The following is a 26,537-nucleotide window of genomic DNA, read 5'->3' on the forward strand; positions in this document are numbered from 1 at the left end:
GGCTTCCCCGTGCCGCCCCCACGACACCGTGACCGCGCTCTCCCCTCCGCTGCCCAGGGGCGCTCACTCCATGCGCCGGGCCGCACCCAGGAGTCCGGCTTCCGGTTCGGTCGGCTGCGTCGTGACATATGTCCGTGCCGAGCGCGTGCACCACAGCGTGACCCCGTCCGGCAGGGTGGACAGCGCCTCGACGTCGTCGGGCGGCAGGTTCATCGCGCGCCCGACCTGTCGCGCCTCGTCCGGGGCGACCCGCTGCACTCCCACGAGGTCAGCCCGGTCCATCAGACGCGGCGTCACGGGGCTGGGGTAGGGGAGCAGGGTCAGGACGGACTGCCAGGGCGCGGCGCCGACCCGCCCGCGCGGGGGCCGCGCCCCGCAGTCGCGGACGAGCAGCACGGGGCTGTGGACCGACGGTCCTTGCGGCGGCACCCGGCCGACGTCGTGCAGGGTGATGGAGTGCTGCCCGGTGTCGGCCGACTGGGCGAGCCCGGTCCACAACGGGCGCCGCCCGGTCTCGACCGCGACCCGCGCGCCTGTGCCGACCGTGCGCAGCGCGATGACCTGCGCCGTCCAGGCGCCGCCCACCAGGACGACGTCGAACGCCGTGGGACGTGCCAGCCCGAGCACGGCCGGGGCGCCCTGGGCGTCGGTGCCGATGACGACTCCGTCGTCCCCGACGGGCAGCGCCAGCGCCTCGAGCTGCTCGGGCGTCACCTCGTGCCGGCCGCGCCGGGGCCCGATCAGCCCGAAGCCGAACCGCGGCCGCCGGGCGGTGCCCGCGGAACCGCCGGCCGGGGAGCCCGGCGCGGGCCCGGCCCCGGCCGCCGGCGCTCCGCCCTGCGGCATGCCGGGCGCATCCGGCGGACCCGGCGCCGCCCCCGGTGTCGTAGCGGGCGTGGTCATCAACGGGTCCCTCCCAGAGGCAGCGTGGCGAGGACGCCGGGGACCTGCTCGTGGTCCAGCCGGACCAGGCCGACCTTCACCGCCCGCGCGGCTCGCTCCAACTCGCGCCGGAACGTACCCAATTCATCCGCACTGCGCCCGCATATCCGTACATGTCCAGTCATCGTCGCCGCGTGCCGTCCGTCGAGCATCCGGCCGCGGCCGAGCGTCAGGCTCAGCGTTGTCGACAGCGCGGGCAACGACGTGAGCAGCGCGGCCAGCTGGGGCAGGGGAGCGCCGCCCGTACCCAGCCGGGGCCAGCGGGCGATCCAGTACGTGGTGTGCCACCGGTCGTCGCACCGCCAGGCGCGGGAGCTCTCCACGGTCCGTCGCGCGGGCGTGCCCGTACGGCCGGCCTGGGCCGTGGCGGCGGGGTTGACGTCGGCGGCCGTGGCCAGCGCGGCCGTCAGCTCTTCCCGCGACAGTGGCGTCGCCGCGAACCCGGCCCCCCGCAGCCGGCTCGCCAGCTGGTCGGCGGCCCGCAGGACGCACCGCCGGGCCCCCTCGACGCCGCCGCCCCGCGCCTCGACGGCTTCCGGGCACAGCTCGGGGTCGAATTTGAGCGCCACCCACGTCTGCCGGACGGCGGGGGAGCCCGTAAGGGCCTGCAGCGGGGCGTAATTACGGGCGGCCAGCGCCTGGCCGGGCAGATGCGGCGCGGGCGCCGGCAGGGTGGACTGCACCACCTGCACCGACTCCAGCGCGATGCCGTCGACGTCCATCGCGTCCCGCAACAGCGCCAGCGGCAGGGCCTTGTCCAGCCGGTTCGCGCGCAGCGGCCTGTCCACGGCCTCCAGGCGCAGCACGGCCGTCAGGAACGTGCCGTCCCCGACCAGCCCCACCGACCGCCGCTCGCGGTCGGTGAAGGACTCGGTGCGCAGCGCCGGTTCGCACTCCACCAGGGGCGCCAGGCGCGGATCCGTGCCCAGGGGCACCGGTGCGGCGTCGGCGGTGCGCAGGCGCCGCCGCAGCGCCGCCGCGGCCGTCAGCCACTCCGTGATGGGCCGGCTCCCCCGGCGCAGGACGGCGAGCAGGAGCAGCAGCACCGCCAGCACCACCGCCGGAGCGAGGAACAGCCCCCCGGCGACCCAGCCGACGAGCACCACGGCCGCCGCCACTTCGGCCAGCACGAGCTGCTGCAGCCGCACCGGCCCCAGCGCCCCGCGCCCCGGAGCGGACCGGGGAACGATCGCGTCCGCACCGGCCCCCGGGCCGTTCGAGGCCCGTACGCGCGTCACGGCAGCCATGACCGTCAAGCCCCCTCATATATCCCGGAATGCGTGCTCGGGAATCAGCCGTCGCCCCGGCCGGTACCGTCCCCCGGCGAGACCTGCCGATCACCTACGGGCATAGTAGAGGCTCGGTATGACACCGGGCCCGAGAGGGCGGCTCCGGTCGGCCGAGGCGAGGCCGCTGCGAAAACGGGGGAGAAACGGCTCGACATGGCATCACGGCGGGATGAACTCAACGCCTACATTTTCGCGAAGAAACGGACAGTTGCCGCCTTTTTGCAGCCCTCGCCCAGTGGTTCGGAGGAGGGCGCGCCGCGGCCGCTGCGCACGGTCCTTCCCGGCATCGTCGTCGGGGCGCTGCTCGTGGCGGGTTTCGGCGCGTGGGGCGTGTTCAAGCCCGTAGCCCCCAAGGGATGGGACGACGCGGAGGCGCACGTCATCGTCGGCAGCGACTCCACCACCCGCTACGTCGTGCTCAGGACGGACGGCCGCAAGCAGCTGCACCCCGTCCTCAATCTCGCCTCCGCCCGGCTCCTTCTCGCCCCCGGCAAGGGCAAAGTGATCAAGGTCCGGGAATCCGAGCTCGACAACGGCCATATTCCGCGCGGACCCACGCTCGGCATTCCGTACGCGCCGGACCGAATGCCCACCGCCGCCCAGGCGGGCAAAGCGAAACAGTGGGCGGTCTGCCAACAACCGGGCGGCAACGGTAAAACCACTCAAAAGGCAGTTTTCCTTTTCTCGGCCGGAGACCCGAAGGGCAAGCGGCTCACCGGCCCGCAACGCCTGCGCGGCGGCCAGGCCCTCTACGTCCAGGGACCCGACGACGCCCGCTACCTCATCGACCCCAAGGGCAACCGCTACCTCCTCGGCGGCCCCGACTGGCGCACCCAGGACACCGCCGACCGCAACCTCCTGCTGCGCGCCCTCTTCCACGACGGCGCCCAGCCGCAGCGCGTCACCAAGGAATGGCTCGGCACCTTCAACGAAGGCGCCCCCATCACCTTCCCCGAGATCAAGGGCACCGTCGGCGCCCCGGCGGGCATCTCCACCCTCAGCGCCCAGGCCAACCGCGTCGGCATGATCCTCCAGGCCCCCACCGGCACCACCACCCAGCACTACGTCGTGCTGCCCGGAAAGGTCGCCCGCGTCTCGGAGTTCGTCGCCAAGCTCCTCCTCAGCAGCCGCACCCTCGCCTCCCTCGGCCAGGCCGGCGCGCCCGCCCGGGTCAGCGCCGCCGACTTCACCCCCGACGCCGAGGAGTTCCACGGCGGCGACCACTGGCCCACCCAGGTGCCCCGCCAGGCCAACTCCGCCGACCCCCTGGCCGGCGGCGACGCCAGCGACACCGTCTGCAGCGTCTTCGGCGGCCTCGCCGAGGACGGCACCCCCGACCTGGGCGTATGGGCCGGCAAGGACTACCCCGCCACCATCCCCGACGGCGCCACCAGCGCCTACGTCACGCCCGGCTCCGGCCTCCTCTACCGCCAGGTCACCGGCCGCCAGACGCACAGCGGCGCCGTCTACCTCGTCACCGACACGGGCCTGCGCTACGCCGTCCAGTCCAACAACGACAGCGCCACCGCCAAGTCGAGGATCGGCGAGGGCCCCTCGCCCGACCCGTCCTCGGACACCACGTCAGGGGCGGCCACCACGGCCGGGGCGAGCGAGGCGGACCAGGCCCGCGCCAGGCTCGGCTACCAGGCGGTCAAGCCCGTTCCCGTCCCCGCGAACTGGTCCCAGTTCCTGCCGACCGGACCCCGGCTGGACACCAACAGCGCCAAGCAGCCGCAGGGTTCGTAGGGGAACGCCCGTCATGCGAACCACAGCCGTGCTGACAGCAGCGCTCCTCACGACGCTCTCCGCGGGCGCCCCCGCCGCCGCGGCGGGCGGCGACGCCCCGGGCCGTACGGGCGCGGACACCCCCGCCGGCCACCCGGTCCTCGACGGCAGCGGCGAGTGCACCTACCCCGCCAAGCCCATCAAGGGCACCCCCTGGTCGCTCCAGCGCGTCCTCCTCGACCAGCTCTGGCAGGACACCAAGGGCAAGGACGGCCAGGGCCGCCCCGTGCGCGTCGCCGTCATCGACACCGGCGTGGACATCCAGAACCCGCAGCTGAAGGACGCCGTCGACGCCAAGGCCGGCACCGACCTGCTCTCCGACGCCAAGGACGCCGGCAAGGGCCCCACCGTCGACCCCGTCGGCCACGGCACCAAGGTCGCCGGCATCATCGCCGCCCGCCCCTCCGCCACGAGCGGATTCGTCGGGCTCGCCCCCGAGTCGGTCATCATCCCGATCCGGCAGAACAACGAAAAGGGCGCCGGCACCTCGCGCACCCTCGCCGTCGGCATCAAGCAGGCCGTCGACGCCGGGGCCCGCGTCATCAACATCTCCCAGGACACCACCACCCCGCTGCGCCCCGACTCCGACCTGGAGCGCGCCGTGCAGGACGCCCTCGCCCGGGACGTCGTCGTGGTCGCCTCCGCCGGCAACGACGGCGCCGACGGCAAGGCCAAGGCGACCTACCCGGCCGCCTACCGCGGCGTCCTGGCCGTCGGCGCGTCCGACCGCAACAACGAGCGGGCCCCCTTCTCCCAGTCCGGCGACTTCGTCGGCGTCGCCGCACCCGGCGTCGACATGGTCTCCACCGTCCCCGGCGGCGGCCAGTGCGTCGACCACGGCACCAGCTTCGCCGCGCCCTACGTCGCCGGGGTCGCCGCCCTCATCCGGGCCAAGCACCCCGACTGGAAGCAGCACCAGGTCGTCGCCCAGATCGAGCAGACCGCCGAGCGCCCCGCCGCCGGCCGTGACCGGTACATCGGCTGGGGCGTCGTCGACCCCGCCCGCGCGCTCACCGAGGACGACCACCCCCCGGACCACGTCACCGCCCCCCGAGGCCCGGCACACGCCGTCGCCGCCCCCCGACCCGCGGCCCTCCCCCCGGGAGAGACACCGCGGGAGCGACAGACGCGCCTGGCCACGTACACCCTGGGCGGCACGGCCGCCCTGGTCGCCGCGATCGCGGGTTCGGCCGTGGTCGTACGAGACCGTAATCGCCGCCGCCTGCCCTGAGACGGGCGGCACCGCATGAAGGAACCCATGAGTCAGCCAATACCCCCCCACGGCCCACAACGCCCGCCCCAGGTCTGGGACACGAGCTTCGACCAGCGGCGGACGGCGCCGCCCGGCTTCGGCCCGGCGCCGCACTTCGGCCCGCCCGGGGCCGGACCCGGCGACGGCTCGCCGGAGCGCGGCTCCGGCAAGCGCCGCAAGGCCCTGGCCATCGGGCTCGGACTGCTGCTGGTGGCCGGCCTGGGCACGGGCGGCTGGCTGCTGTGGGGGCGCGACGGAAAGGACTCCCCGCAGAAGAAGAAGGGCCCGGCCCAGGCCGTCGACGCCAAGCTCGAGTGGATGATTCCGATGCCCTCGCCGGACAAGGACCACGCCGAGCGCGTGGCCCCGGCGTGGTTCGTGAAGGACAACGTCGTGATGTCCACGAAGACGACGGTGACCGCCTACAACGTGCGCAGTGGCAAGCCCAGCTGGAGCGTCCCCGTCCCCGGCGTCGCCTGCAACCGCTCGCCGAAGCCGGACGGCGGCATCGCGGTGGTCGTCTACGGCAAGAGCGATTTCGCGTGCGACCAGGTAATGGCCGTCGACGTGGAGCGCGGGCGCCAGCTGTGGACGAAGGAGCTGACCGACTCCCGGGGCAGGAAGGACAGCCACGGGACGGCCAACATCTCCTCCTCACGCGGCGTCGTCACCCTCGCCGAAGGGCTCGAACCGCGCGTGTACGCCGCCGACAGCGGGGAGAAGCGCGAACCGCTGGACGTCGGCTGCCGCCAGAGCGGCACGGTCGTGGACGGCCCGCACCAGCTCACCGTCGCCCAGTGCCAGATCTTCGGGCGCCAGTTCGTGATGAACGTGGACCCCAAGACCGGTGTGGAGAAGTGGACCTGGAAGGTCCTCGACGGCCTCAAGGTGCAGAACGTCCTCTCCGTCCAGCCGGCCGTGCTCGTGGTGGCACGGGAGAACGACCACGACCCCTCGGACCTGGTGGTGCTTGACGACAAGGGCCGGCTGAAGAACCTGATCTCCGTCCCCGCCGGCCCCTACGCCTTCGAGGACTGCAAGCCGCGGATGTTCGACTCCTGCCGCAGGGCGGTCGTCGACGGCTCGACGCTCTACCTCCCCACGCGCAACGACAAGGTCGCCGACACCGGCGCCAGCCCCAACGCCATCGCCTCGATCGACCTGGGCACGGGCAAGCCGCGCTGGACCGTTCCCCTCGGCGGGAACCGCAACAGCCGGCCCCTGGCCATGCACGAGGGGCGCCTGCTGGTCTACCAGCAGGCCACCCGCGAAGAGAGCGGCAAGCTGCTCTCCCTGGACCCCGCGAACGGCGCGTCCACGGTCTTCATGACGCTTCCCCAGGAGTCGGCGGAGCGCGAGTACGCCCTCCGCAGGGGAACCGCCTATTTCCGTGACGGCCGCTTCTACCTGGTCGCGGACGAAGGCATGACGGACAGCACGCTGATGATGGCCTTCCGCTGACGGTGACCATCCCTTCGAGCAGTCCCCGCCGAGAGCCGCAGAACGAGAACCCGGGAGTCCCCTCAGTGTCCCAGCCGCCCCAGCCACCGCAGTACGGCTATCCACCGCAGCAGCCGTCGTCGGCACCCATGCCGCCGCTCGTCCACGCGCCCACACATCCCTCCGCCGCGGCGGTCCCCCCGCCGCCGGCCCCCGGCTCCGGGCCCGGCCGCCCCGCCTGGCGCAAGCCGGCCCTCATCGCCCTGGTCCTGGCCCTCGTGCTCGCCGGGGGCGGCTGGGCGCTGTGGTCGTTCCTGGGCGGCGACGCCTCGCGGGACGGGAAGCCGGCCGCCAAGGAGAAGAAGTCCGCCGCCGGCTCGGTGGTGTGGACGGCCGACTCCCGCACCAAGCCCGACGACAAGAGCATGAAGTCGGCGCTCGGCACCTGGTTCACCTCCTCGCTCGTCGTCAAGGCCGAACCGGACATGGTCACGGCCTACGACATCGTCACCGGCGAGAAGAAGTGGTCCTTCCTCCTCAAGGGCTCGCTCTGCGCGGCCTCCCGGGAATCCGAGGGCAACGTGGCGGTCCTCGCCGCCGAGTTCGGCGACGGCTGCCTCGACCTGATGGCCATCGACCTGCGCGACGGCCACCGCATCTGGGAAGAGCTCCTCGTCGAGGAGAAGGAGGCGGACGACGCCCTCAAGCCCAGGAAGTGGGGCAAGTCGGGCCTGGAGCTCGCCCTCAACGACCGCCACGTCTACGCGACCTGGACGACGGGCGAGCAGACGCGCCGCCTCAACGACGGCAAGCGCGTCGAGCAGGAGAAGCACGACAAGTGCGAAATGGTCGACTCCGCGGGCGGCGAGCGGCTGATCTCCGTCAACTACTGCGGCACGCGCGACATCACGCTGCGCTCCCTGGACCCCAGGAAGCTCGACAAGCCCAAGTGGAGCCGCAACCTCGACCGTAACGAAGGCTTCGTCACCATCGTCTCCACCAACCCACTCGTCCTCACCCAGGCGCCGGGCAAGGGCGGCCGGGACAGCCGGTACGACTTCGTCGTCCTGGACCCGGACAGCGGCGAGGAGAAGGCGCGCGTCGCCTACAACAGCTACTGGATGCTGGGCACCTGCTTCCTGGCGACGTCCGGCTGCACCGGCCCCCTGGTCGACAAGGGCACGAACACCCTCTACGTCTCGGGCAAGGGCGTCACCATGGCCTACAACCTGGCCGACGGCAAGGAGCGCTGGACCCACAAGGCCGACTCCAACCGCTACACGATGCCCCTGGCCGTACGGAACGGCCAGCTGGCCGCCTACACCGTCGCGACCTCCGACCGGCGCGGCCGGATGACCTACCTCGACGCCTCGACCGGCAAGGCCGTCCGCACCGTCGAGCACTCGGACGCCGACCGCGACCGCCGCAACGAGGCGATGATGTCCAAGATCGAGGGCTTCCCCCGGCTGGTGGGCGACCGCCTGCTGCTGGTCAACGACGGCGGCTTCGAGGACGACCAGGCCGGAATGATCTACGCGATCAGCGCCCCGGCGAAGGAGGACTGAGCCGCCGCCCGGGGGCGTGCGCACCGCACGCCCCCGCGCCGGGCCCTGCCCTTCAGGCTTCCCCGGCCTCGACCTCGATGTCGAACTCGCCGTCCCGCACGCCCAGCACGAACGCGTCCCACTCGCTCTTGGTGTACCGCAGGACGGTGTCCGGGTCGGCGGACGAACGCATCCCCACGGCCCCGCCCTCCAGATACGCGATCTCCACGCGCTCCGCGGAGGTGTCACCCGGGGCGCTGTGCCATTCCGCGCCCGAGATGTCCATGGCGTAGAGCGCTTCCTTCTCTTCTTCAGTGGCCACTGATCCGGGCTCCTCTTCCGATCTTCCGACGGTACGGGTGCGAGGCACCGGAGCCGACGCTAGCAACCGGCGGCCGTAAGGCGACGGGAGTTCGCACAGGTCGACTAGATTATGAGGCGCGAATTCGAATCCATTCGATACGCCGTCAACTCATGGGGGAAGGTGGACATGTCGGGCATCCAGAAGATCGACGACGCGGCATTCATCACGTTCGAGAACACCATCCGCGAAGCGAGCGCGGCCCTGTCGTCGAACCTGAGGTCTCTGGTGAACGCCGTCGGCCAGGCGCAGGGGGCCTGGACCGGCGAGGCCGCGAGGGCGTTCGTGAAGGCGCAGCACGACCTGAACGACGACCACGACGCCCTGCGCCGGCTGATCGACGGCATCCACGACGCCGTCGCCCTCACGCGGAAGTCCGGCAAGGCCACCGACGCCGACGTGATGGCCGGGTTCCGGAGCATCGACGTCAACGGTGCGGCCGCCGGCGGTCACCTCGACGCGCGCAGCACCCAGACCGGTCTGAGCGCCGGCCTCGAGAGCAAGATCGACGCCTACTGAGCGTCGCCTGATCAACAGTCGACTACCGAGCACGCAGACGAGTGGGGGACGCATGTCCGACGGAATTCTCAAGGTCCAGTACAGCGGGCTGGGGCACACGGCATCCGACATCAGGGCGGCAGCCAAGGTCGTGGACCAGCAGCTGGAGATCCTCTGGGGCGCGGTCAACAAGGTCACCCACGGCTGGGAGGGCGAGGCGTTCCAGATGATGCAGGCCGCCAAGCGGCAGTGGGACGCCCGGGCCAAGCACATCCAGACGGTCCTGGACGACGTCGCCCGCAAGATCGACAGCGGCAGCGCCCAGTACCAGGCCACCGACCGCAAGTCGGCCGGACTCTTCGGCCAGCACTGACGACGGCGTACGCGTGGGGTGGGCGACCGGAGGCGCGGTCGCCCACCCCACGCGTATGCCCGGGCCCGGGTCCCGGGCCGGTGCGGGGGCTATCCCTCCAGCGGCGGGAGGACGCCGACCTGCTGGAGGAACGCCAGCAGGTCCTTGTCCGACCACTTCTCCGCCAGCTTGCCGTTCTCGATGCGGTGGATGACCGTGGCCGTCACCGTCAGCTCGTGACCTGTGGCCGGGATGCCCGGCAGGTCGCCCTCGTGGACGCCCCGACAGAGCAGGCGCGTCACGACCTTGTCGCCCTCCGCCACCTGGTCCTCGATGTGGTGCGTGCCGGGAGTCGCTTCCCAGAACAGACGGAAGACCTGCTTCACGCCCTCGAGGCCGGGGGCGAATCCGGGAAAGGGCGGCGGCGAGTGGTCCAGGTAGTCCTCCGCGACGAGGTCGTCCAGGGCGTCGATGTCGCCCTTGTCGATCGCGTCGTAGAAACGGCGGACGAGCTTCTTGTTCTCCTCGATGGACACCCTCGCAGTGTGCAGCGCCGCGTCCCCGGCCGGCTCGGACGCGCCGGGCGACCGTGAAGGATCACCTGCCCGGCACGCCGCCGTGTCACTCCTGTGGCAGCCACCCCAGCTGCACCAGCGGCGTCCCGCGCTTGCGCGAGACGAAGTAGCCGCGGCCCGGCGGCATCGGGCGGGGCCGCACCCCGCCCAGGATGTCGCCCTCGCCCGGGTCGCCCGACAGGACCACGCCCTGCGCGCCCAGCTCCTTCACGCGCTGCATGAAGGGCTCGAACATCGAGCGCGACGCCCCCGCCGAACTGCGCGCGATGATGAAGCGGACGCCGACGTCACGGGCGAAGGGCAGGTTCTCGGTGAGCACCGCCAGCGGATTGCCGCCGCTCGTGGCGACGAGCTCGTAGTCGTCGACGAAGACGAAGAACCGCGGGCCCGTCCACCAGCTCCGCTCGCGCAGCTGCTGCGGGGTGATGCCGGGCTGCGGGGCGCGCCGCTCCATCAGGCCGTTGAGGGCGCTCGCGTGTGTCGTCAGGGCGGCGGCGATGGGCGCGTACTCCACCAGATGCGTCTGCGGGACGACGTCCAGCAGTGTGCGGCGGTAGTCGCCGACCACGATCTTCGCCTCGTCCGGGCCGTAGCGCTCGGTGATCTGCTTGGCCAGCAGGCGCAGCAGCGCCGTCTTGCCCGACTCGCTCTCGCCGAGCACGAGGAAGAAGGGGTCGGTCTCGAAGTCGACGAAGACGGGCTCGAGAGCGGTCTCGTCGATGCCGATGGCCACGCCCAGCTCCGGGTGCTCGCCGCCCTTGGGCAGCTCGTCGGCGCGCAGCCGGCGCGGCAGCAGCCGCACCCGCGGCGCCCGCGGACCGGACCACGCCTCCTGGACCGCGGTGATCAGCGCGGCGGTCGCGTCCGTCATCGTCTCCGGGTCGCTGCCGGAGTCGATCCGTGGCTGGCCGCCCATGAAGTGCAGCTTCTCCGGCAGCTGGCCGCGCCCGGGCACGCCCGCGGGGACGTTCGCCGCGACCTTGCGGTCGAAGTCGGAGTCCATCGTGTCGCCCAGCCGCAGCTCCAGGCGGTTCAGGAGCAGGTCCTTGAGCGTCGCCCGCACCTCCATGGTGCGGGAGGCGGTCACCACGACGTGGACGCCGTACCCGAGGCCGCGCGCCGCGATGTCGGTGACGACGCCCTCCAGCAGCTCGTACTCCTGCCGGAAGTTGCCCCAGCCGTCGATGACGAGGAAGACGTCGCCCCAGTCCTGGTCGGGCAGGCGGCCCGCCGCCCGCTGCCGCCGGTAGGTGGCGATCGAGTCGATGCCGTTCGCCCGGAAGTACTCCTCGCGCCGGGCCAGGACACCGGCCACCTCGGCGACCGTACGGCGCACCCGCTCCGGGTCGAGCCGGGAGGCCACGCCGCCCACGTGCGGCAGCCCGCTGACGGCGCTCATGCCGCCGCCACCGAAGTCGAGCCCGTAGAACTGCACTTCGGCGGGGGTGTGGGTGAGGGCGAACGCCGCCATCAGCGTCCGCAGCAGCGTCGACTTGCCGGACTGCGGGCCGCCCACGACGAGCATGTGGCCGGCCGCGCCCGAGAAGTCGCGGTACAGCACGTCACGCCGCTGCTCGAAGGGCTTGTCGATCAGGCCGAGCGGCACCACCAGCTGGCCGGGGCGCGGGTACTCGGGGGCCGTGAGGCCACGCCCGGGCACCCGCGAGAGCGGCGGCAGCAGCTGGTCCAGCGACGGCGCCCGGTCCAGCGGCGGCAGCCAGACCTGGTGGGCGGGCGGACCCTGGCCCTCCAGCCGGCGCACCACCACGTCCAGGACCGTGTCGGCGAACGTGTCGTCCTCGCCCCGGTCCGGGGCCGCGGCCGGCACCGGATCAGGCACGGCGTACGTGACGGGCACGGGAGCCGCGGTGAAGAGCACCGGGCGCCGCTCGACCGGCAGCTGCCCGTCCCCGGCGACCACGGCCGCCCCCGCGCGGTACGCACCGGAGACGTACGCGGCCTTGAACCGCGTCATCTCGTCCGTACCGAACTTCAGATACCCCGACCCCGGCACCGTCGGCAGGTGGTACGCGTCCGGCACGCCCAGCGCCGTCCGCGACTCGGCCGCCGAGAACGTCCGCAGACCGACGCGGTACGACAGATACGTCTCCAGGCCGCGCAGCCGGCCCTCCTCCAGTCGCTGCGAGGCCAGCAGCAGATGCACCCCCAGCGAACGGCCGATGCGGCCGATCTGGATGAACATGTCGATGAAGTCGGGCTTGGCCGTCAACAGCTCGCTGAATTCGTCGATCACCAGGACGAGTGAAGCCAGAGGCTCAAGCGCGGCACCCGCGGCCCGCGCCTTCTCGTAGTCGTGCATGTTGGCGTAGTTGCCCGCCGAACGCAGCAGCTCCTGCCGGCGCTGCAGCTCGCCCGTGATCGAGTCGCGCATGCGGTCGACCAGCGTCAGGTCGTCCGCGAGGTTGGTGATGACCGCCGCGACATGCGGCAGGGAGGACATCCCGGCGAAGGTCGCGCCGCCCTTGAAGTCGGCGAGCACGAAGTTCAGCGTCTCCGAGGAGTGCGTGACCGCCAGCCCCAGCACCAGCGTACGCAGCAGCTCGGACTTGCCCGAGCCGGTCGCGCCCACGCACAGACCGTGCGGGCCCATGCCGTCCTGCGCGGCCTCCTTGAGGTCGAGCATCACCGGCGAGCCGTCCTCGCCGACCCCGATCGGCACCCGCAGCCGCTCGGCCGGCGTCCGCGGCCGCCACGTACGGGCGACGTCCACCGCGGCGGCGTCACCGAGCCCGAGCAGCTCCGTGAAGTCCCAGTTGGCCAGCAGCGGCTCGTCCTCCTCGCCCCCGCCCATCCGCAGCGGGGCCAGCTGGCGCGCCAGCGCCTCCGCCGCCTGCGGGGACAGCGTGTCCGGCACCCCGTCGTACGCCGCCACCTGCGAGCGCAGCCGCAGCCTGCCCGGCCGCACGGTCACCGCCAGCCCGCCGCGCAGCTCGTCCAGCTCACCCGGCACGACCTCCACCACGGTGACGCCCTGCAGGCCCTCCGGCGCCGCGAACACCGAGTCCTGCGGCACCGCCGCGCCCTCCAGCACGACCACCACATGAGGCTGCTCGTGCAGCGGCCGGCCCTCGCGGCTGAACCGCGGCCGGCCCTCCAGTCGCGGCGCCAGCAGCTCCTCCAGCTCACCGAGGTCGTCGCCGATCAGCCGCCGCGTCCCGGCCCCGTCGACCGTGCCCGCCAGCTGCACGTGGGGCAGCCACTTCGTCCACTCCCAGTGGGCGCCCGCCCCCCGCCCCGCGACCACCGCGATGACGAGGTCCTCGGGGGAGTGCAGCGTGGCCAGCTGGGCCACCAGCGCCCGCGCCGTGCCGCGCACCGTCTCCACCTCACCCGAGAGGGTGAGGTGGTAGAAGGCGCGCAGCGACACCGCCATCGGCAGGCCGTCCAGCGAACCGTGTATGGCCAGGAAGCGCTGCATCGCGCCCGCCGTCAGCGGCTCCAGATCGTCTATGGGCGCCGTCTCCGGGGCCACCAGCGGCGTCGCGAGCCGCTGCGCGCCCAGCCCTATGCGCACCTGCCCGAAGTCGTCGTCACCCGCCCGCCGTTCCCAGACCCTGGCGCCCTCGGCGACCACCGACCACAGCTGGTCGGGCGCCGGGTGCAGATACAACTGCGCGTCGCGCTGCGCCCGGGCGGTGCGCCGCACCGTCCGCCGGGTCTGCGCGAGGTACCTGAGGTAGTCCCGGCGCGCGTCGGCCATCTGGCCCTGCGAGCCCTGGCGATGCCGGACGATCATGGCGATGGTCATGCCGAGCGTCGAGACCATCATCAGGACGCCCATGATCTTCATCATGGGCTGCGCGCCCGGCATGAAGAAGTAGACCATCGACGAGGCCATGCCCACGGTCGGCAGCAGCTGCATCAGGATGCCGTCCTGAGGGCCCCGCGGCAGCTCCGGGGGCGCCTCCAGCCGTAGTTCCGCGCTCGGCACCTCGGGCGGGAGGACCCGCGGCGGGCGCTTGACGACGACCTGGCTCACGGAACGGCTCAACCCCTCTGAGCGAAGGGGCAGTTCCCATCCGGCACCCCTGTGGCCCCGGCCTCCCCTCGCGAGACGGTGATCCTATCGGCGTACGGACGTTCGCCCCCGGTAGGGTGACCAGCCGCGCGCCCTGCGGCACGGGCCGTCGAGCACGAACGAACGCCTAAAGAACCAGATCAGGGGGCAATCCGGGTGAGTACACCCGCCACGACCGGCTTTTGCAGGGTGACCGTCGTCGCGCCGGACCGTCGCATCGACGTCGCCCTCCCCGAGGACCTGCCCGTCGCCGACGTCAATCCGGAGATCCTGCGGCTGACCGGCGGTACCCAGGCCCCTGGCAGCCCCACCGGCTACCACCTCGTCCGCCGCGACGGCACCGTGCTCGACGGCGCCCGCACCCTCGCCGCCCAGCGCGTCCTCGACGGCGAGATCCTCTCGCTGCGGCCCTTCGCCGAGTCCCTGCCGCCCGCCGTCCACGACGACGTCTCCGACGCCGTCGCCTCCGCCGTCACCGCCGACCGCGCCCTGTGGGACGCCCGGCTCCTGCGCGGCACCGGCCTCTTCGCCGGCGCCCTGCTGCTCGTCCTCATGGGCTTCGTGCTCTGGTTCGCCGACCCCGTCCGCCACGACATGCACGGTGTGCCCGGCATCGTCGCCGGCGTCGTCGCCGTCTTCCTCACCGCCTTCGCCGGCGTACGGGCCCGGGTCTACGACGACCGCGCCTCGGCCGTCGCCCTGGGCCTGGCCGCCGTGCCGCACCTGCTGATCGCCGGGTCCGGCGTGCTCGGCCCCGGCGCGGGCGAGGGCGCCGGCCGGCTGCAGCTGCTGCTGGGCTGCGCGACCGTGCTGATCGCCGCCGTCGTCCTGGTCGCCCTCATGCCCGGCGGCGACGCCCCCTTCGTCGCGACGGTCCTCGCCGCCGCCACCGGCGTCCTGGCCACCTTCGGCGCCATCCTCACCGGAGCCGACCCGGCCGACGCCGCCGCCGTCTGCGCCGTCGTCGCGATCGGCGCCCTCGCCTTCCTGCCCGCGCTCTCCGCCCGCGTCGCCCGCCTCCCCGTCGGCTACGCCGCACCCCGCGCCACCTCCGGCGACCAGGACGACGAGGACGACGAGAGCCCCGCCGCCCCCCGCACCGAGCCCGTCGACACCGAGCGCGTCGCGGCCCAGGCCCGCCGCGGCCACGAGCTGCTCCTCGGCCTCGTCGGCGGCTGCGCCGCCGTCGTGACCGGCTCCGCCGCCGTGCTCGCCTTCTCCGCCGACCCCTGGGCCCAGGCCCTCGCCCTGACCGCGGGGCTGGCCATGCCGCTGCGCGCCCGCCTCTTCCGCTACACCGCGCAGGTCGCCGCCGTCCTCGGCGCGGGCGTGGCCGCCCTCGCCCTGCTCGTCCTCGGCACGGCCCTGCACCCGGCCGCCGCCGGCTCCGACGTCCGTACGGTCTGGCTCGCCGTCGCCGTGGCCGCCGTCGCGGCCCTGCTCACCTGCGTCGCGCTGATCATCCCCCGCAAGGGGCTGTCACCCTTCTGGGGGAGAGCGACCGAGGTGACCGAGAGCGCCTTCCTCCTCGCCCTCGTGCCCCTGTGCCTCGCGGTGCTCGACGTGTACGCCACCGCCCGCGGCCTGACCAGCGGCTGAACCGCGACCCCCGGCGGGGCCCGGCCGCGGGGCTGGTACTGTGTGTAGTGGCCGTTTGTGTACGCGCCTCCGGACCGCCCCGGTCAGCAGATCAGGGTTCTGGGGACAGCGCCCAGCGGACCCCGCCTCCCGAGTAACGGAAGCTCCCCTGAGACATAGACCAGGGGCACTCGGTGGCCGAAACAGAGAATTTGAGGAGTACCGCGTGTCGCTCGACGCCGCTACGAAGAAGCAGATCATGGCCGAGTTCGCCACCAAGGAGGGCGACACCGGTTCCCCCGAGGTCCAGGTGGCCATGCTGACCCGCCGCATCTCGGACCTGACCGAGCACCTCAAGCAGCACAAGCACGACCACCACTCCCGTCGTGGTCTGCTGCTCCTGGTCGGCCAGCGTCGCCGCCTGCTGCAGTACCTGGCCAAGAAGGACATCACGCGCTTCCGCGCCCTGGTCGAGCGCCTCGGCATCCGCCGCGGTGCCGCCGGCGCCAAGTAAGACGTCATGAAGGGAGCGGTTCCCAGCCCGGGGGCCGCTCCCTTCGTGCATGCCAGGGCCGCGCGCCCCTTCGCGCGGTCCATGGGAAGCAGAGACGAGCAGAAGCTTTGTAGTCTGGTCCCACAACGGCATACAGAACGAAACACCTGACGAGGAGGGACGCCGGCGCTCCGCCGGTCCTCGGTAGTGGCCCCCGGAACAGGGAATTCCGGGTGCTTCGATCGAAGACCGGCCCCCGCACAGCGCACAGCGGCGCCCTCCACCACCGTCCCCGCCACACGGGCCGGGACGCACAAGAGGAGATATCCCTGGTGGAGAACGAGACCCACTACGCCGAGGCCGTCATCGACAACGGCGCCTTCGGCACCCGCACCATCCGCTTCGAGACGGGCCGCCTGGCCAAGCAGGCCGCCGGCTCCGCCGTCGCGTACCTGGACGACGACACCATGGTGCTGTCGGCCACCACCGCTTCCAAGAAGCCCAAGGACCAGCTCGACTTCTTCCCCCTGACGGTGGACGTCGAGGAGCGGATGTACGCGGCCGGCAAGATCCCCGGCTCCTTCTTCCGCCGTGAGGGCCGCCCCTCCGAGGACGCGGTGCTCACCTGCCGCCTGATCGACCGGCCGCTGCGCCCCTCCTTCAAGAAGGGCCTGCGCAACGAGATCCAGATCGTCGAGACGATCATGGCGCTCAACCCCGACCACCTCTACGACGTGGTCGCCATCAACGCCGCCTCCTGCTCCACGCAGCTCGCGGGCCTGCCCTTCTCCGGTCCGATCGGCGCCACCCGCGTCGCTCTGATCAAGGGCCAGTGGGTGGCGTTCCCGACCCACACCGAGCTCGAGGACGCCGTCTTCGACATGGTCGTGGCCGGTCGCGTCCTCGAGGACGGCGACGTCGCGATCATGATGGTCGAGGCCGAGGCCACCGAGAAGACCATCCAGCTGGTCAAGGACGGCGCCGACGCCCCCACCGAGGAGGTCGTCGCCGCCGGTCTCGAGGCCGCGAAGCCCTTCATCAAGGTGCTGTGCCGCGCCCAGTCCGAGCTCGCCGCCAAGGCCGCCAAGCCCGAGGGCGAGTTCCCGGTCTTCCTGGACTACCAGGACGACGTCCTGGCGGCCCTGACCGAGGCCGTGCGCGACGAGCTCTCCCAGGCGCTCACCATCGCCGGCAAGCAGGAGCGCGAGACCGAGATCGACCGCGTCAAGGAGCTCGCCGCCGAGAAGCTGCTGCCGCAGTTCGAGGGTCGCGAGAAGGAGATCTCCGCGGCGTACCGCTCGCTGACCAAGTCCCTGGTCCGTGAGCGCGTCATCAAGGAGCGCAAGCGCATCGACGGCCGTGGGGTGACGGACATCCGTACCCTCGCCGCCGAGGTCGAGGCCATCCCGCGCGTCCACGGCTCGGCGCTGTTCGAGCGCGGCGAGACCCAGATCCTGGGTGTCACCACGCTGAACATGCTCCGCATGGAGCAGCAGCTCGACACGCTGTCGCCGGTGACGCGCAAGCGCTACATGCACAACTACAACTTCCCGCCGTACTCCGTCGGTGAGACCGGCCGCGTCGGTTCGCCCAAGCGCCGCGAGATCGGCCACGGCGCCCTGGCCGAGCGGGCCATCGTGCCCGTGCTGCCGACGCGCGAGGAGTTCCCGTACGCCATCCGCCAGGTCTCCGAGGCGCTCGGCTCCAACGGCTCCACCTCCATGGGCTCGGTCTGCGCCTCCACCATGTCGCTGCTGAACGCCGGTGTGCCCCTGAAGGCCCCCGTCGCCGGCATCGCCATGGGCCTGATCTCCCAGGAGATCGACGGCAAGACGCACTACGTCGCCCTCACCGACATCCTCGGTGCGGAGGACGCGTTCGGCGACATGGACTTCAAGGTCGCCGGTACGAAGGAGTTCGTCACCGCCCTCCAGCTCGACACCAAGCTGGACGGCATCCCGGCCTCCGTCCTGGCCGCGGCCCTCAAGCAGGCCCGCGACGCCCGCCTCCACATCCTCGACGTGATGATGGAAGCGATCGACACCCCGGACGAGATGTCCCCCAACGCCCCGCGGATCATCACCGTCAAGATCCCCGTGGACAAGATCGGTGAGGTCATCGGCCCCAAGGGCAAGATGATCAACCAGATCCAGGAGGACACCGGCGCCGAGATCACGATCGAGGACGACGGCACCATCTACATCGGTGCCGCCGACGGCCCGGCCGCCGAGGCCGCCCGCGCCACGATCAACGGCATCGCCAACCCGACCATGCCGGAGGTCGGCGAGCGCTACCTGGGCACGGTCGTCAAGACCACCACCTTCGGTGCGTTCGTCTCCCTGCTCCCGGGCAAGGACGGCCTGCTGCACATCTCGCAGATCCGCAAGCTCGCCGGTGGCAAGCGCGTGGAGAACGTCGAGGACGTGCTCGGCGTGGGCGCCAAGGTCCAGGTCGAGATCGCCGAGATCGACCAGCGCGGCAAGCTCTCCCTGATCCCCGTGATCGAGGGCGAGGACACCGACGCCGAGACCAAGGACGAGTCCGACAAGTGACGTCCCGTAGTACACGGAAGACGGCCCGCACCTCCTCGGAGGGGCGGGCCGTCGCCCGTACCCAAACGCTTCTCAAGGGCGAGAACGGCATCGGTACGGTCCGCAGGACCACCCTCCCGGGCGGCCTGCGCATCGTCACCGAGACCCTGCCGTCCGTGCGCTCGGCGACCTTCGGCATCTGGGCGAACGTCGGCTCGCGCGACGAGACGCCGACGCTCAACGGCGCCACGCACTACCTCGAGCACCTGCTGTTCAAGGGCACGGCCAAGCGCAGTGCGCTCGACATCTCCGCCGCCATCGACGCGGTCGGCGGCGAGATGAACGCGTTCACGGCGAAGGAGTACACCTGCTACTACGCACGTGTGCTCGACACCGATCTGCCGCTCGCCATCGACGTCGTCTGCGACATGCTGACCGGCTCGCTGATCGAGGCCGCGGACGTCGACGCCGAGCGCGGCGTGATCCTCGAAGAGATCGCCATGACCGAGGACGACCCCGGCGACTGCGTGCACGACCTGTTCGCGCACACCATGCTGGGCGACACCCCGCTCGGCCGCCCGGTGCTCGGCACGGTCGACACCATCAACGCGCTCACCCGCGACCAGATCGCCCGCTTCTACAAGAAGCACTACGACCCGACCCACCTGGTCGTCGCCGCCGCGGGCAACGTCGACCACGCCAAGGTCGTCCGCCAGGTCCGCGCCGCCTTCGAGAAGGCCGGCGCCCTGGGCCGCCCGGACGCGACACCGGTGGGCCCCCGCTCCGGCGCCCGTACGATCCGTACCGCCGGCCGCGTGGAGGTGCTCGGCCGCAAGACCGAGCAGGCGCACGTCGTCCTCGGCATGCCGGGTCTGGCCCGCACGGACGAGCGCCGCTGGGCGCTCGGGGTCCTCAACACCGCCCTCGGCGGCGGCATGAGCTCCCGGCTCTTCCAGGAGGTCCGGGAGAAGCGCGGCCTGGCCTACTCCGTGTACTCCTACACCTCGGGCTTCGCCGACTGCGGCCTCTTCGGCGTCTACGCCGGCTGCCGCCCGAACCAGGTCCACGACGTGCTGAAGATCTGCCGCGACGAGCTGGACCGGGTCGCCGCCGAGGGGCTGTCGGACGAGGAGATCGGCCGTGCCATCGGCCAGCTCTCCGGCTCCACGGTCCTCGGCCTGGAGGACACGGGCGCGCTGATGAACCGCATCGGCAAGAGCGAGCTGTGCTGGGGCGACCAGATGTCGGTCGACGACATGCTCACGCGCATCGCGGCCGTGACCCCGGAGGAGATCCGCGAGGTGGCCCGCGATGTACTGGGGCAGCGTCCTTCGCTGTCCGTCATCGGCCCGCTGAAGGACAAGCAGGCCGCGCGCCTGCACGAGGCCGTTTCTTAAACCAGGGGCCGACAGGCCGACAAGGGGAAGCAGGGACGATGAGCAAGCTGCGCGTCGCGGTGATCGGCGCCAAGGGCCGGATCGGCTCCGAGGCCGTACGGGCGGTGGCGGCCGCCGACGACATGGAGCTGGTGGCCGCGCTGGGCCGGGGCGACAAGCTGGACGCCCTGACCGAGGCGGGAGCCCAGGTCGCGGTCGAGCTGACGCACCCGGACTCGGTGATGGACAACCTCGAGTTCTGCGTCGCCAACGGCATCCACGGCGTGGTCGGCACCACCGGCTGGACCGAGGAGCGGCTGGCGAAGCTGAACTCCTGGCTGGACGCCTCGCCCGGCACGGGCGTGCTCATCGCCCCGAACTTCTCCATCGGCGCGGTCCTGACCATGACCTTCGCCCAGCAGGCGGCCCGTTTCTTCGAGTCCGTCGAGGTCGTCGAGCTGCACCACCCGAACAAGGCCGACGCCCCCTCGGGCACCGCCACCCGCACCGCGCAGCTCATCGCGGCCGCGCGGCGCGAGGCGGGCTGCGCGCCGCAGCCGGACGCCACGACCACGGCCCTCGCCGGCGCGCGCGGCGCGGACGTCGACGGGGTGCCCGTGCACGCCGTACGCCTGCGCGGCCTGCTGGCCCACCAGGAGGTGCTGCTCGGCGACACCGGCGAGACGCTCACCATCCGGCACGACTCGCTGCACCACAGCTGCTTCATGCCGGGCATCCTGCTCGGCGCCCGGCGCGTGGTGGACACCCCCGGGCTGACCTTCGGCCTGGAACACTTCCTGGATCTGGGCTGATCACCGTGCGCGCGAAAGTCGTCTACTTCGCCCTGGCCGCCGTCCTGGCCGTCTACTTCGTCCTGGTCGGCAGCCGCGGCGTGATGCTCATCCAGCAGGGCACGGCCATCACAGTGGCGTTCGGCGTCGCCGTGCTGGTGCTGCCCTTCATCGGCGCCTGGTTCCTGTACCAGACCACCAAGTTCGCGCGCGACGCCGACCGGCTGGCGCGGGAGCTCGAGGCCGAGGGCGGGCTTCCGGTGGACGAGCTCGTACGGACCCCCTCCGGCCGGATCGACCGGGACTCCGCGGACGCCGTCTTCGACAAGCGCCGGGCCGAGACGGAGCGGGCCCCCGGGGACTGGCGCTCGTGGTTCCGCCTGGCGGTCGCCTACCACGACGCCCGTGACACCCCGCGGGCCCGCAAGGCCATGCAGCGGGCGATCGCCCTGCACGACGGAAAGCCGGTACGGGCCGACCTGGCCTAGCCGGCCGGGCGGCGGCTCAGCCCTTGAACTCCGCCACCCAGTCCTCGACGGCGTCGACGGCCGCGGCGAACGCCTGCGGGCGGCCGAGGAAGTCGGCGCCGTGGTCGCTGACCAGGGCGGGCAGCGGCGCGCCCTGCGCCCGCTGCACGACCAGCACCTGGCCCTGGACCGTGCGCGGCAGCCCCAGCAACCGGACGGGCTGCTGCACGGTCCGTACGCCCGTGACCTCGGACCACGGCAGCGTCGTGCCCGACAGCAGCCGCAGCTGGCGCAGGCCCTTGGGACCCACCCAGATGCCGGTACGGACCAGCCGCACCGCGAGCGTGATCAGCAGCGCGCCGAGGACACCACAGACGCCCGCGCCGATCCAGGACCCGGCAAGGGCGATGATCAGCGCCGAGAGCAGGACGTAACCGGCCAGCAGAAGCACCACCGCCGCGCCACCCACCCGCAGAGGTCCGGGGGAGTACGGGCGCCGCCAGCGGTGGCGGTTGTCGTACGGGTCCTCGGGGTCCTCGGGGGACGGTGACGCGGCGGGGGCGGGCGCGGCCGCAGGGGTGCCGGCCGCGACCGTGGTCGTGGGTGTACGGGTGGGCGTAGCAGCAGTCGCGAGATCGTCGCCGTCGCGGTCGGCTGTCAGGAAGGGCAGGGGCACGACGGTTCCTCACTCAGACGCATAGCACGCTCGAATGGCTGTGCGGGGTGAGGGTACCCGCTGATCAGCGGGCGTCCGTCAGCGGCCCGTGCCCGCTTCGGACTGCTGGGCGTTCTGCGTCTTCTGCGGACCGGTCTCCAGGGACGGCATGCCGAACAGCAGGGCCCCGACGAGCCCCGCCGCGACGGTCAGTCCGATCAGGGTCCGCCCGGCTATCTCCGAACGGCTGGCGCGATTGCGGGGCGGCGGCGCGACGTTGCTGCGGTAGCGCTCGGCCTCGGCGACGAAGGCGAACGGTACGGGCTCTCGCCGGCGGAACATGAAGGGCTCTCCTAGGAACCTCGAAGTGTGCTGTCACACGTAAGGACGCGCGAAGCGGTGCATAGGTGCCCGTTTTCCGTAACTTCTGTGAAAAATATCAACTGGCGTCCCGCGCCCGGCTGTGGGAAGGGGGACCGGGCCCCGGTGTCGGACGAGTGTCAGTGGCGGCCCTTAGGCTTGGCGGCGGCCAAGCACTGCAGATGGAAGGACCCCGCCGGTGACCGACACCCCCACCGAGGACGCGAAGACGGACATGCCGACGTTTCGCAGCGATGTGACCGTCGAGCTCGTCAAGCACAGCGCGGCCGACAGCGACGTGCTGTGGGCCGCCCGCGTCTCCACGGCCGGCGAGCAGTCCCTCGAAGAGATCACGAAGGACCCCGAGCGCTCCAAGGGGCTCATCAATTACCTGATGCGCGACCGCCACGGCAGCCCCTTCGAGCACAACTCGATGACCTTCTTCATCAGCGCCCCGATCTTCGTCTTCCGCGAGTTCATGCGCCACCGCGTGGGCTGGTCGTACAACGAGGAGTCCGGCCGCTACCGCGAGCTCGAGCCCGTCTTCTACGTCCCGGGAGCCTCCCGCAAGCTGGTCCAGGAGGGCCGCCCCGGCAAGTACGTCTTCGTCGAGGGCAGCCAGGAGCAGTACGAGCTGACCGGCCGCGCCATGGAGGACAGCTACCGCCAGGCGTACGCCGCGTACCAGGAGATGCTGGCCGGGGGCGTCGCCCGGGAGGTCGCCCGCTCGGTCCTGCCGGTGGGCCTGTTCTCCTCGATGTACGCCACGTGCAACGCCCGCTCGCTGATGCACTTCCTCGGCCTGCGCACGCAGCACGAGCTGGCGACCGTTCCCTCCTTCCCGCAGCGCGAGATCGAGATGGTCGGCGAAAAGATGGAGGCGGAGTGGGCCAAGCTCATGCCGCTCACCTACGCCGCCTTCAACAAGAACGGCCGCGTCGCCCCGTAGCCCACCGCGTTCGCGCGGTGACGGAAGTGATGGTGACGCGCTGCTACCCGGAGCATCGGGTCAGGTGTCCGTATTGCGGCGTTTCATCACCTTCATCTAGGCTGAAAAAACGGACCCGGCACTGCTTGAACCCCCGAGCAGGCAGTGCCGGGATCCCTTTTCGCACTCCCCGAGGGAGCACCTCACGGTGAGCAACGAGTAGCGTGGGCCCCATGGCTCCGACCTCCACACCGCAGACGCCCTTCGGGCGGGTCCTGACCGCCATGGTCACGCCCTTCACAGCCGAGGGCGCCCTTGATCTCGACGGCGCACAGCGCCTCGCCGCCCACCTGGTGGACGCCGGCAACGACGGCCTCGTCGTCAACGGCACCACCGGCGAGTCGCCCACCACCAGCGATGCGGAGAAAGCCCAGCTGGTCCGGGCCGTCGTCGAAGCGGTCGGCGACCGCGCCCATGTCGTGGCCGGAGCCGGCACCAACGACACCCACCACAGCGTCGAGCTGGCCCGCGCCGCCCAGCAGGCAGGCGCCCACGGCCTCCTCGTCGTCACCCCGTACTACAACAAGCCCCCGCAGGAGGGCCTCCGCCGGCACTTCACGGCCGTCGCGGACGCCACGGACCTCCCGGTGATGATCTACGACATCCCCGGCCGCAGCGGTGTGCAGATCGAGACCGAGACCATGGTCCGGCTCGCCGATCACCCCCGCATCGTCGCCAACAAGGACGCCAAGGGCGACCTCGACGCCGCGAGCTGGGCCATGGCCCGCACGGGCCTCGCCTGGTACTCCGGCGACGACATGCTGAACCTGCCGCTGCTGTCCATCGGCGCCGCGGGCTTCGTCTCGGTCGTCGGCCACGTCGTCGCCCCCGAGCTGCGCGCACTGCTGGAGGCCTACCGCGCCGGCGACGCCGTCAAGGCCGCCGAGATCCACCGCCGCCTGCTCCCGGTCTACACCGGCATGTTCCGCACCCAGGGCGTCATGACCACCAAGGCCGCCCTCGCCCTCCAGGGCCTGCCCGCCGGACCGCTGCGACTGCCGCTCGTCGAGCTCACCGAAGAGCAGACCGAGCAGCTGAAGCGCGATCTCACCGCGGGCGGGGTACAGCTGTAACACCAGACTTCACAACTGAATACCGACGGAATACAGACGAAAACCGCACGTGCACGAATGTCATGCGCGCCATGTGTCCAGGGGACATGTGGCGCGCGTGGTGAGGAGAGTCTTTTGAGCCACCCGCACCCTGAACTCGGTCCGCCGCCGAAGCTCCCGAAGGGCGGCCTGCGGGTCACCCCCCTCGGCGGTCTCGGCGAGATCGGCCGCAACATGACGGTCTTCGAGTACGACGGCCGCCTCCTGATCGTCGACTGCGGAGTGCTCTTCCCCGAGGAGGAGCAGCCCGGAATCGACCTGATCCTGCCGGACTTCTCGTCCATCCGGGACCGCCTCGACGACATCGAGGGCATCGTGCTCACGCACGGCCACGAGGACCACATCGGCGGCGTCCCCTACCTGCTCCGCGAGAAGCCGGACATCCCGCTGATCGGCTCCAAGCTGACCCTCGCGCTCATCGAGGCCAAGCTCCAGGAGCACCGCATCCGCCCGTACACCCTCGAGGTCGTGGAGGGCCACCGCGAGCGGATCGGCCCCTTCGAGTGCGAGTTCGTGGCGGTCAACCACTCCATCCCGGACGCGCTGGCCGTCGCCATCCGCACCCCGGCCGGCATGGTCGTCCACACCGGTGACTTCAAGATGGACCAGCTCCCGCTGGACCGTCGCCTCACCGACCTCCCCGCCTTCGCCAAGCTCGGCGAGGAGGGCATCGACCTGCTGCTCGTGGACTCCACGAACGCCGAGGTCCCCGGCTTCGTCCCGCCCGAGCGCGACATCTCCGGCGTGCTGCGCCAGGTCTTCGCGGGCGCCCAGAAGCGCATCATCGTGGCCAGCTTCGCCAGCCATGTCCACCGCATCCAGCAGATCCTGGACGCGGCGCACGAGTACGGCCGACGCGTCGCCTTCGTGGGCCGCTCGATGGTCCGCAACATGGGCATCGCCCGCGACCTGGGCTACCTGCGCATCCCGGCCGGCCTCGTCGTCGACGTCAAGACCCTCGACGACCTGCCGGACGACGAGGTCGTGCTGGTCTGCACCGGCTCCCAGGGCGAGCCGATGGCCGCGCTCTCGCGCATGGCCAACCGCGACCACCAGATCCGGATCGTCCAGGGCGACACGGTGATCCTGGCGTCGTCGCTCATCCCGGGCAACGAGAACGCGGTCTACCGCGTGATCAACGGCCTGACCCGCTGGGGCGCCAACGTCGTCCACAAGGGCAACGCGCGCGTCCACGTCTCGGGCCACGCCTCGGCCGGCGAGCTGCTGTACTTCTACAACATCTGCAAGCCGAAGAACCTGATGCCGGTGCACGGCGAATGGCGCCACCTGCGCGCCAACGCCGAGCTGGGCGCCCTCACGGGCATCCCCAAGGACCACATCGTCATCGCCGAGGACGGCGTCGTGGTGGACCTGGTGGACGGCAAGGCCCGCATCGTGGGCAAGGTCCAGGCCGGCTACGTGTACGTGGACGGCCTCTCGGTCGGCGACGTCACGGAGGTCCACCTCAAGGACCGCCGCATCCTCGGGGACGAGGGCATCATCTTCGTCCACGTGGTCGTCGACAGCACGACGGGCAAGGTCGTCAGCGGCCCCCAGATCCAGGCGCGCGGCTCCGGCATCGACGACGCGGCCTTCTCGGCCGTCGTCCCGAAGATCGAAGAGGCCATCGCCAAGGCGGCCGCCGACGGCATCGCCGAGCCCCACCAGCTGCAGCAGCTCGTGCGCCGCTCGGTCGGCAAGTGGGTGTCCGACAGCTACCGCCGGCGCCCGATGATCCTCCCTGTGGTCGTCGAGGTCTGACGCCACATCAGCCGTATGGACGGCCCCGCCTGCGCCGATTTGCATCCGGGCGCGGCCGTCCAGTACGTTTACGGCTCCACCGCAGCGGGAACGCCGAACACCTTGTGCGTACGGAGGGGCCCGCGAGGCGGATGGAAATCCGACCCAGATGAATCTGATAAAGTCGGAACCCCGCTCCAACAGGGGGCCGGAAACGGAATTCGGACCGGAAACGGAACGGAAAACGGATCTGGTAAGGTTGGAAACACGAAATACCGAAGGGAAGCGCCCGGAGGAAAGCCCGAGAGGGTGAGTACAAAGGAAGCGTCCGTTCCTTGAGAACTCAACAGCGTGCCAAAAGTCAACGCC

General features: G+C 71.6%; 22 protein-coding genes. 15 read left to right on the forward strand and 7 right to left on the reverse strand.

All coding sequences use genetic code 11. The features are described 5' to 3' along the window. Window positions 1–63: 63 nt before the first annotated feature. Together ABZ956_RS04145 and eccE are read right to left on the reverse strand one after the other, a co-directional pair. Window positions 64–903, reverse strand: a complete 840-nt coding sequence (locus ABZ956_RS04145) for a hypothetical protein (protein WP_361886514.1) — start codon at window positions 901–903, stop codon at window positions 64–66. Then, on the reverse strand, window positions 903–2,189 hold the full coding sequence (gene eccE, locus ABZ956_RS04150; RefSeq protein WP_361886517.1) for a type VII secretion protein EccE: 1,287 nt from the start codon (window positions 2,187–2,189) through the stop codon (window positions 903–905). The genes ABZ956_RS04145 and eccE overlap by 1 nt, the downstream gene beginning before the upstream one ends. Before the next feature lie 195 nt (window positions 2,190–2,384). Between eccE and eccB the strand changes: the two genes are divergently transcribed. The 4 genes from eccB to ABZ956_RS04170 all read left to right on the forward strand — a co-directional run bounded on the left by eccB (window position 2,385) and on the right by ABZ956_RS04170 (window position 8,273). Next, a complete protein-coding gene (gene eccB / locus ABZ956_RS04155; RefSeq protein ID WP_361886520.1) occupies window positions 2,385–3,977 on the forward strand; it encodes a type VII secretion protein EccB in 1,593 nt (530 codons plus the stop codon). Between the two features lie 13 nt (window positions 3,978–3,990). After that, on the forward strand, window positions 3,991–5,247 hold the full coding sequence (gene mycP / locus ABZ956_RS04160; RefSeq protein ID WP_361886523.1) for a type VII secretion-associated serine protease mycosin: 1,257 nt from the start codon (window positions 3,991–3,993) through the stop codon (window positions 5,245–5,247). Window positions 5,248–5,274: 27 nt separating this feature from the next. Beyond that, a complete protein-coding gene (locus ABZ956_RS04165) occupies window positions 5,275–6,729 on the forward strand; it encodes a PQQ-binding-like beta-propeller repeat protein (RefSeq protein WP_361886526.1) in 1,455 nt (484 codons plus the stop codon). Between the two features lie 65 nt (window positions 6,730–6,794). Beyond that, window positions 6,795–8,273, forward strand: coding sequence for a PQQ-binding-like beta-propeller repeat protein (locus tag ABZ956_RS04170; RefSeq protein ID WP_361886529.1), 1,479 nt, complete (start codon window positions 6,795–6,797; stop codon window positions 8,271–8,273). A gap of 52 nt (window positions 8,274–8,325) precedes the next feature. Here the strand turns inward: ABZ956_RS04170 and ABZ956_RS04175 are convergent, their stop codons facing one another. Continuing rightward, window positions 8,326–8,538: a DUF397 domain-containing protein gene (locus ABZ956_RS04175; RefSeq protein WP_361886716.1), complete on the reverse strand. Its 213-nt coding sequence runs from the start codon at window positions 8,536–8,538 to the stop codon at window positions 8,326–8,328. A 204-nt stretch (window positions 8,539–8,742) separates the two neighbouring features. Here ABZ956_RS04175 and ABZ956_RS04180 point away from each other — a divergent pair, with 204 nt between their 5' ends. Beyond that, window positions 8,743–9,132 (forward strand): WXG100 family type VII secretion target, encoded by a 390-nt coding sequence (locus tag ABZ956_RS04180; protein WP_361886531.1) that lies wholly within the window; start codon window positions 8,743–8,745, stop codon window positions 9,130–9,132. Window positions 9,133–9,184: 52 nt separating this feature from the next. Beyond that, a complete protein-coding gene (locus tag ABZ956_RS04185; protein ID WP_361886534.1) occupies window positions 9,185–9,484 on the forward strand; it encodes a WXG100 family type VII secretion target in 300 nt (99 codons plus the stop codon). Window positions 9,485–9,573: 89 nt separating this feature from the next. Here ABZ956_RS04185 and ABZ956_RS04190 read toward each other — a convergent pair whose 3' ends face one another. After that, window positions 9,574–9,999: an ester cyclase gene (locus tag ABZ956_RS04190; RefSeq protein ID WP_361886537.1), complete on the reverse strand. Its 426-nt coding sequence runs from the start codon at window positions 9,997–9,999 to the stop codon at window positions 9,574–9,576. Window positions 10,000–10,084: 85 nt separating this feature from the next. Further along, window positions 10,085–14,038: a type VII secretion protein EccCa gene (gene eccCa, locus ABZ956_RS04195; RefSeq protein ID WP_361886540.1), complete on the reverse strand. Its 3,954-nt coding sequence runs from the start codon at window positions 14,036–14,038 to the stop codon at window positions 10,085–10,087. A gap of 195 nt (window positions 14,039–14,233) precedes the next feature. Here eccCa and eccD point away from each other — a divergent pair, with 195 nt between their 5' ends. The 6 genes from eccD to ABZ956_RS04225 all read left to right on the forward strand — a co-directional run bounded on the left by eccD (window position 14,234) and on the right by ABZ956_RS04225 (window position 21,334). Continuing rightward, window positions 14,234–15,676: a type VII secretion integral membrane protein EccD gene (eccD, locus tag ABZ956_RS04200; RefSeq protein WP_361886543.1), complete on the forward strand. Its 1,443-nt coding sequence runs from the start codon at window positions 14,234–14,236 to the stop codon at window positions 15,674–15,676. 205 nt (window positions 15,677–15,881) lie between these two features. Next, the gene (gene rpsO, locus ABZ956_RS04205; protein ID WP_045934183.1) at window positions 15,882–16,169 is read left to right on the forward strand and encodes a 30S ribosomal protein S15; all 288 of its coding nucleotides are present in this window, start codon (window positions 15,882–15,884) and stop codon (window positions 16,167–16,169) included. A gap of 311 nt (window positions 16,170–16,480) precedes the next feature. Further along, entirely contained in the window at window positions 16,481–18,700 is a 2,220-nt protein-coding gene (locus ABZ956_RS04210) for a polyribonucleotide nucleotidyltransferase (RefSeq protein WP_361886546.1), read from the forward strand. After that, the gene (locus ABZ956_RS04215; protein WP_361886549.1) at window positions 18,697–20,076 is read left to right on the forward strand and encodes a pitrilysin family protein; all 1,380 of its coding nucleotides are present in this window, start codon (window positions 18,697–18,699) and stop codon (window positions 20,074–20,076) included. Before ABZ956_RS04210 ends, ABZ956_RS04215 begins: the two co-directional genes overlap by 4 nt. A 38-nt stretch (window positions 20,077–20,114) precedes the next feature. Beyond that, window positions 20,115–20,867, forward strand: coding sequence for a 4-hydroxy-tetrahydrodipicolinate reductase (dapB, locus tag ABZ956_RS04220; protein ID WP_361886552.1), 753 nt, complete (start codon window positions 20,115–20,117; stop codon window positions 20,865–20,867). A 5-nt stretch (window positions 20,868–20,872) separates the two neighbouring features. Then, on the forward strand, window positions 20,873–21,334 hold the full coding sequence (locus ABZ956_RS04225; protein WP_361886554.1) for a hypothetical protein: 462 nt from the start codon (window positions 20,873–20,875) through the stop codon (window positions 21,332–21,334). A gap of 16 nt (window positions 21,335–21,350) precedes the next feature. Here ABZ956_RS04225 and ABZ956_RS04230 read toward each other — a convergent pair whose 3' ends face one another. Together ABZ956_RS04230 and ABZ956_RS04235 are read right to left on the reverse strand one after the other, a co-directional pair. Further along, window positions 21,351–21,989, reverse strand: coding sequence for a hypothetical protein (locus ABZ956_RS04230; RefSeq protein WP_361886557.1), 639 nt, complete (start codon window positions 21,987–21,989; stop codon window positions 21,351–21,353). 78 nt (window positions 21,990–22,067) lie between these two features. Then, window positions 22,068–22,310, reverse strand: a complete 243-nt coding sequence (locus tag ABZ956_RS04235; protein WP_361886560.1) for a hypothetical protein — start codon at window positions 22,308–22,310, stop codon at window positions 22,068–22,070. A 217-nt stretch (window positions 22,311–22,527) separates the two neighbouring features. Between ABZ956_RS04235 and thyX the strand changes: the two genes are divergently transcribed. The 3 genes from thyX to ABZ956_RS04250 all read left to right on the forward strand — a co-directional run bounded on the left by thyX (window position 22,528) and on the right by ABZ956_RS04250 (window position 26,189). Continuing rightward, a complete protein-coding gene (thyX, locus tag ABZ956_RS04240) occupies window positions 22,528–23,277 on the forward strand; it encodes an FAD-dependent thymidylate synthase (protein WP_361886563.1) in 750 nt (249 codons plus the stop codon). Between the two features lie 212 nt (window positions 23,278–23,489). Continuing rightward, window positions 23,490–24,389: a 4-hydroxy-tetrahydrodipicolinate synthase gene (gene dapA, locus ABZ956_RS04245; RefSeq protein ID WP_361886566.1), complete on the forward strand. Its 900-nt coding sequence runs from the start codon at window positions 23,490–23,492 to the stop codon at window positions 24,387–24,389. A 114-nt stretch (window positions 24,390–24,503) separates the two neighbouring features. After that, entirely contained in the window at window positions 24,504–26,189 is a 1,686-nt protein-coding gene (locus ABZ956_RS04250) for a ribonuclease J (protein ID WP_361886569.1), read from the forward strand. Window positions 26,190–26,537: the final 348 nt, after the last annotated feature.

The organism is Streptomyces sp. NPDC046261, assembly GCF_040646235.1.
Lineage (GTDB): Bacteria > Actinomycetota > Actinomycetes > Streptomycetales > Streptomycetaceae > Streptomyces.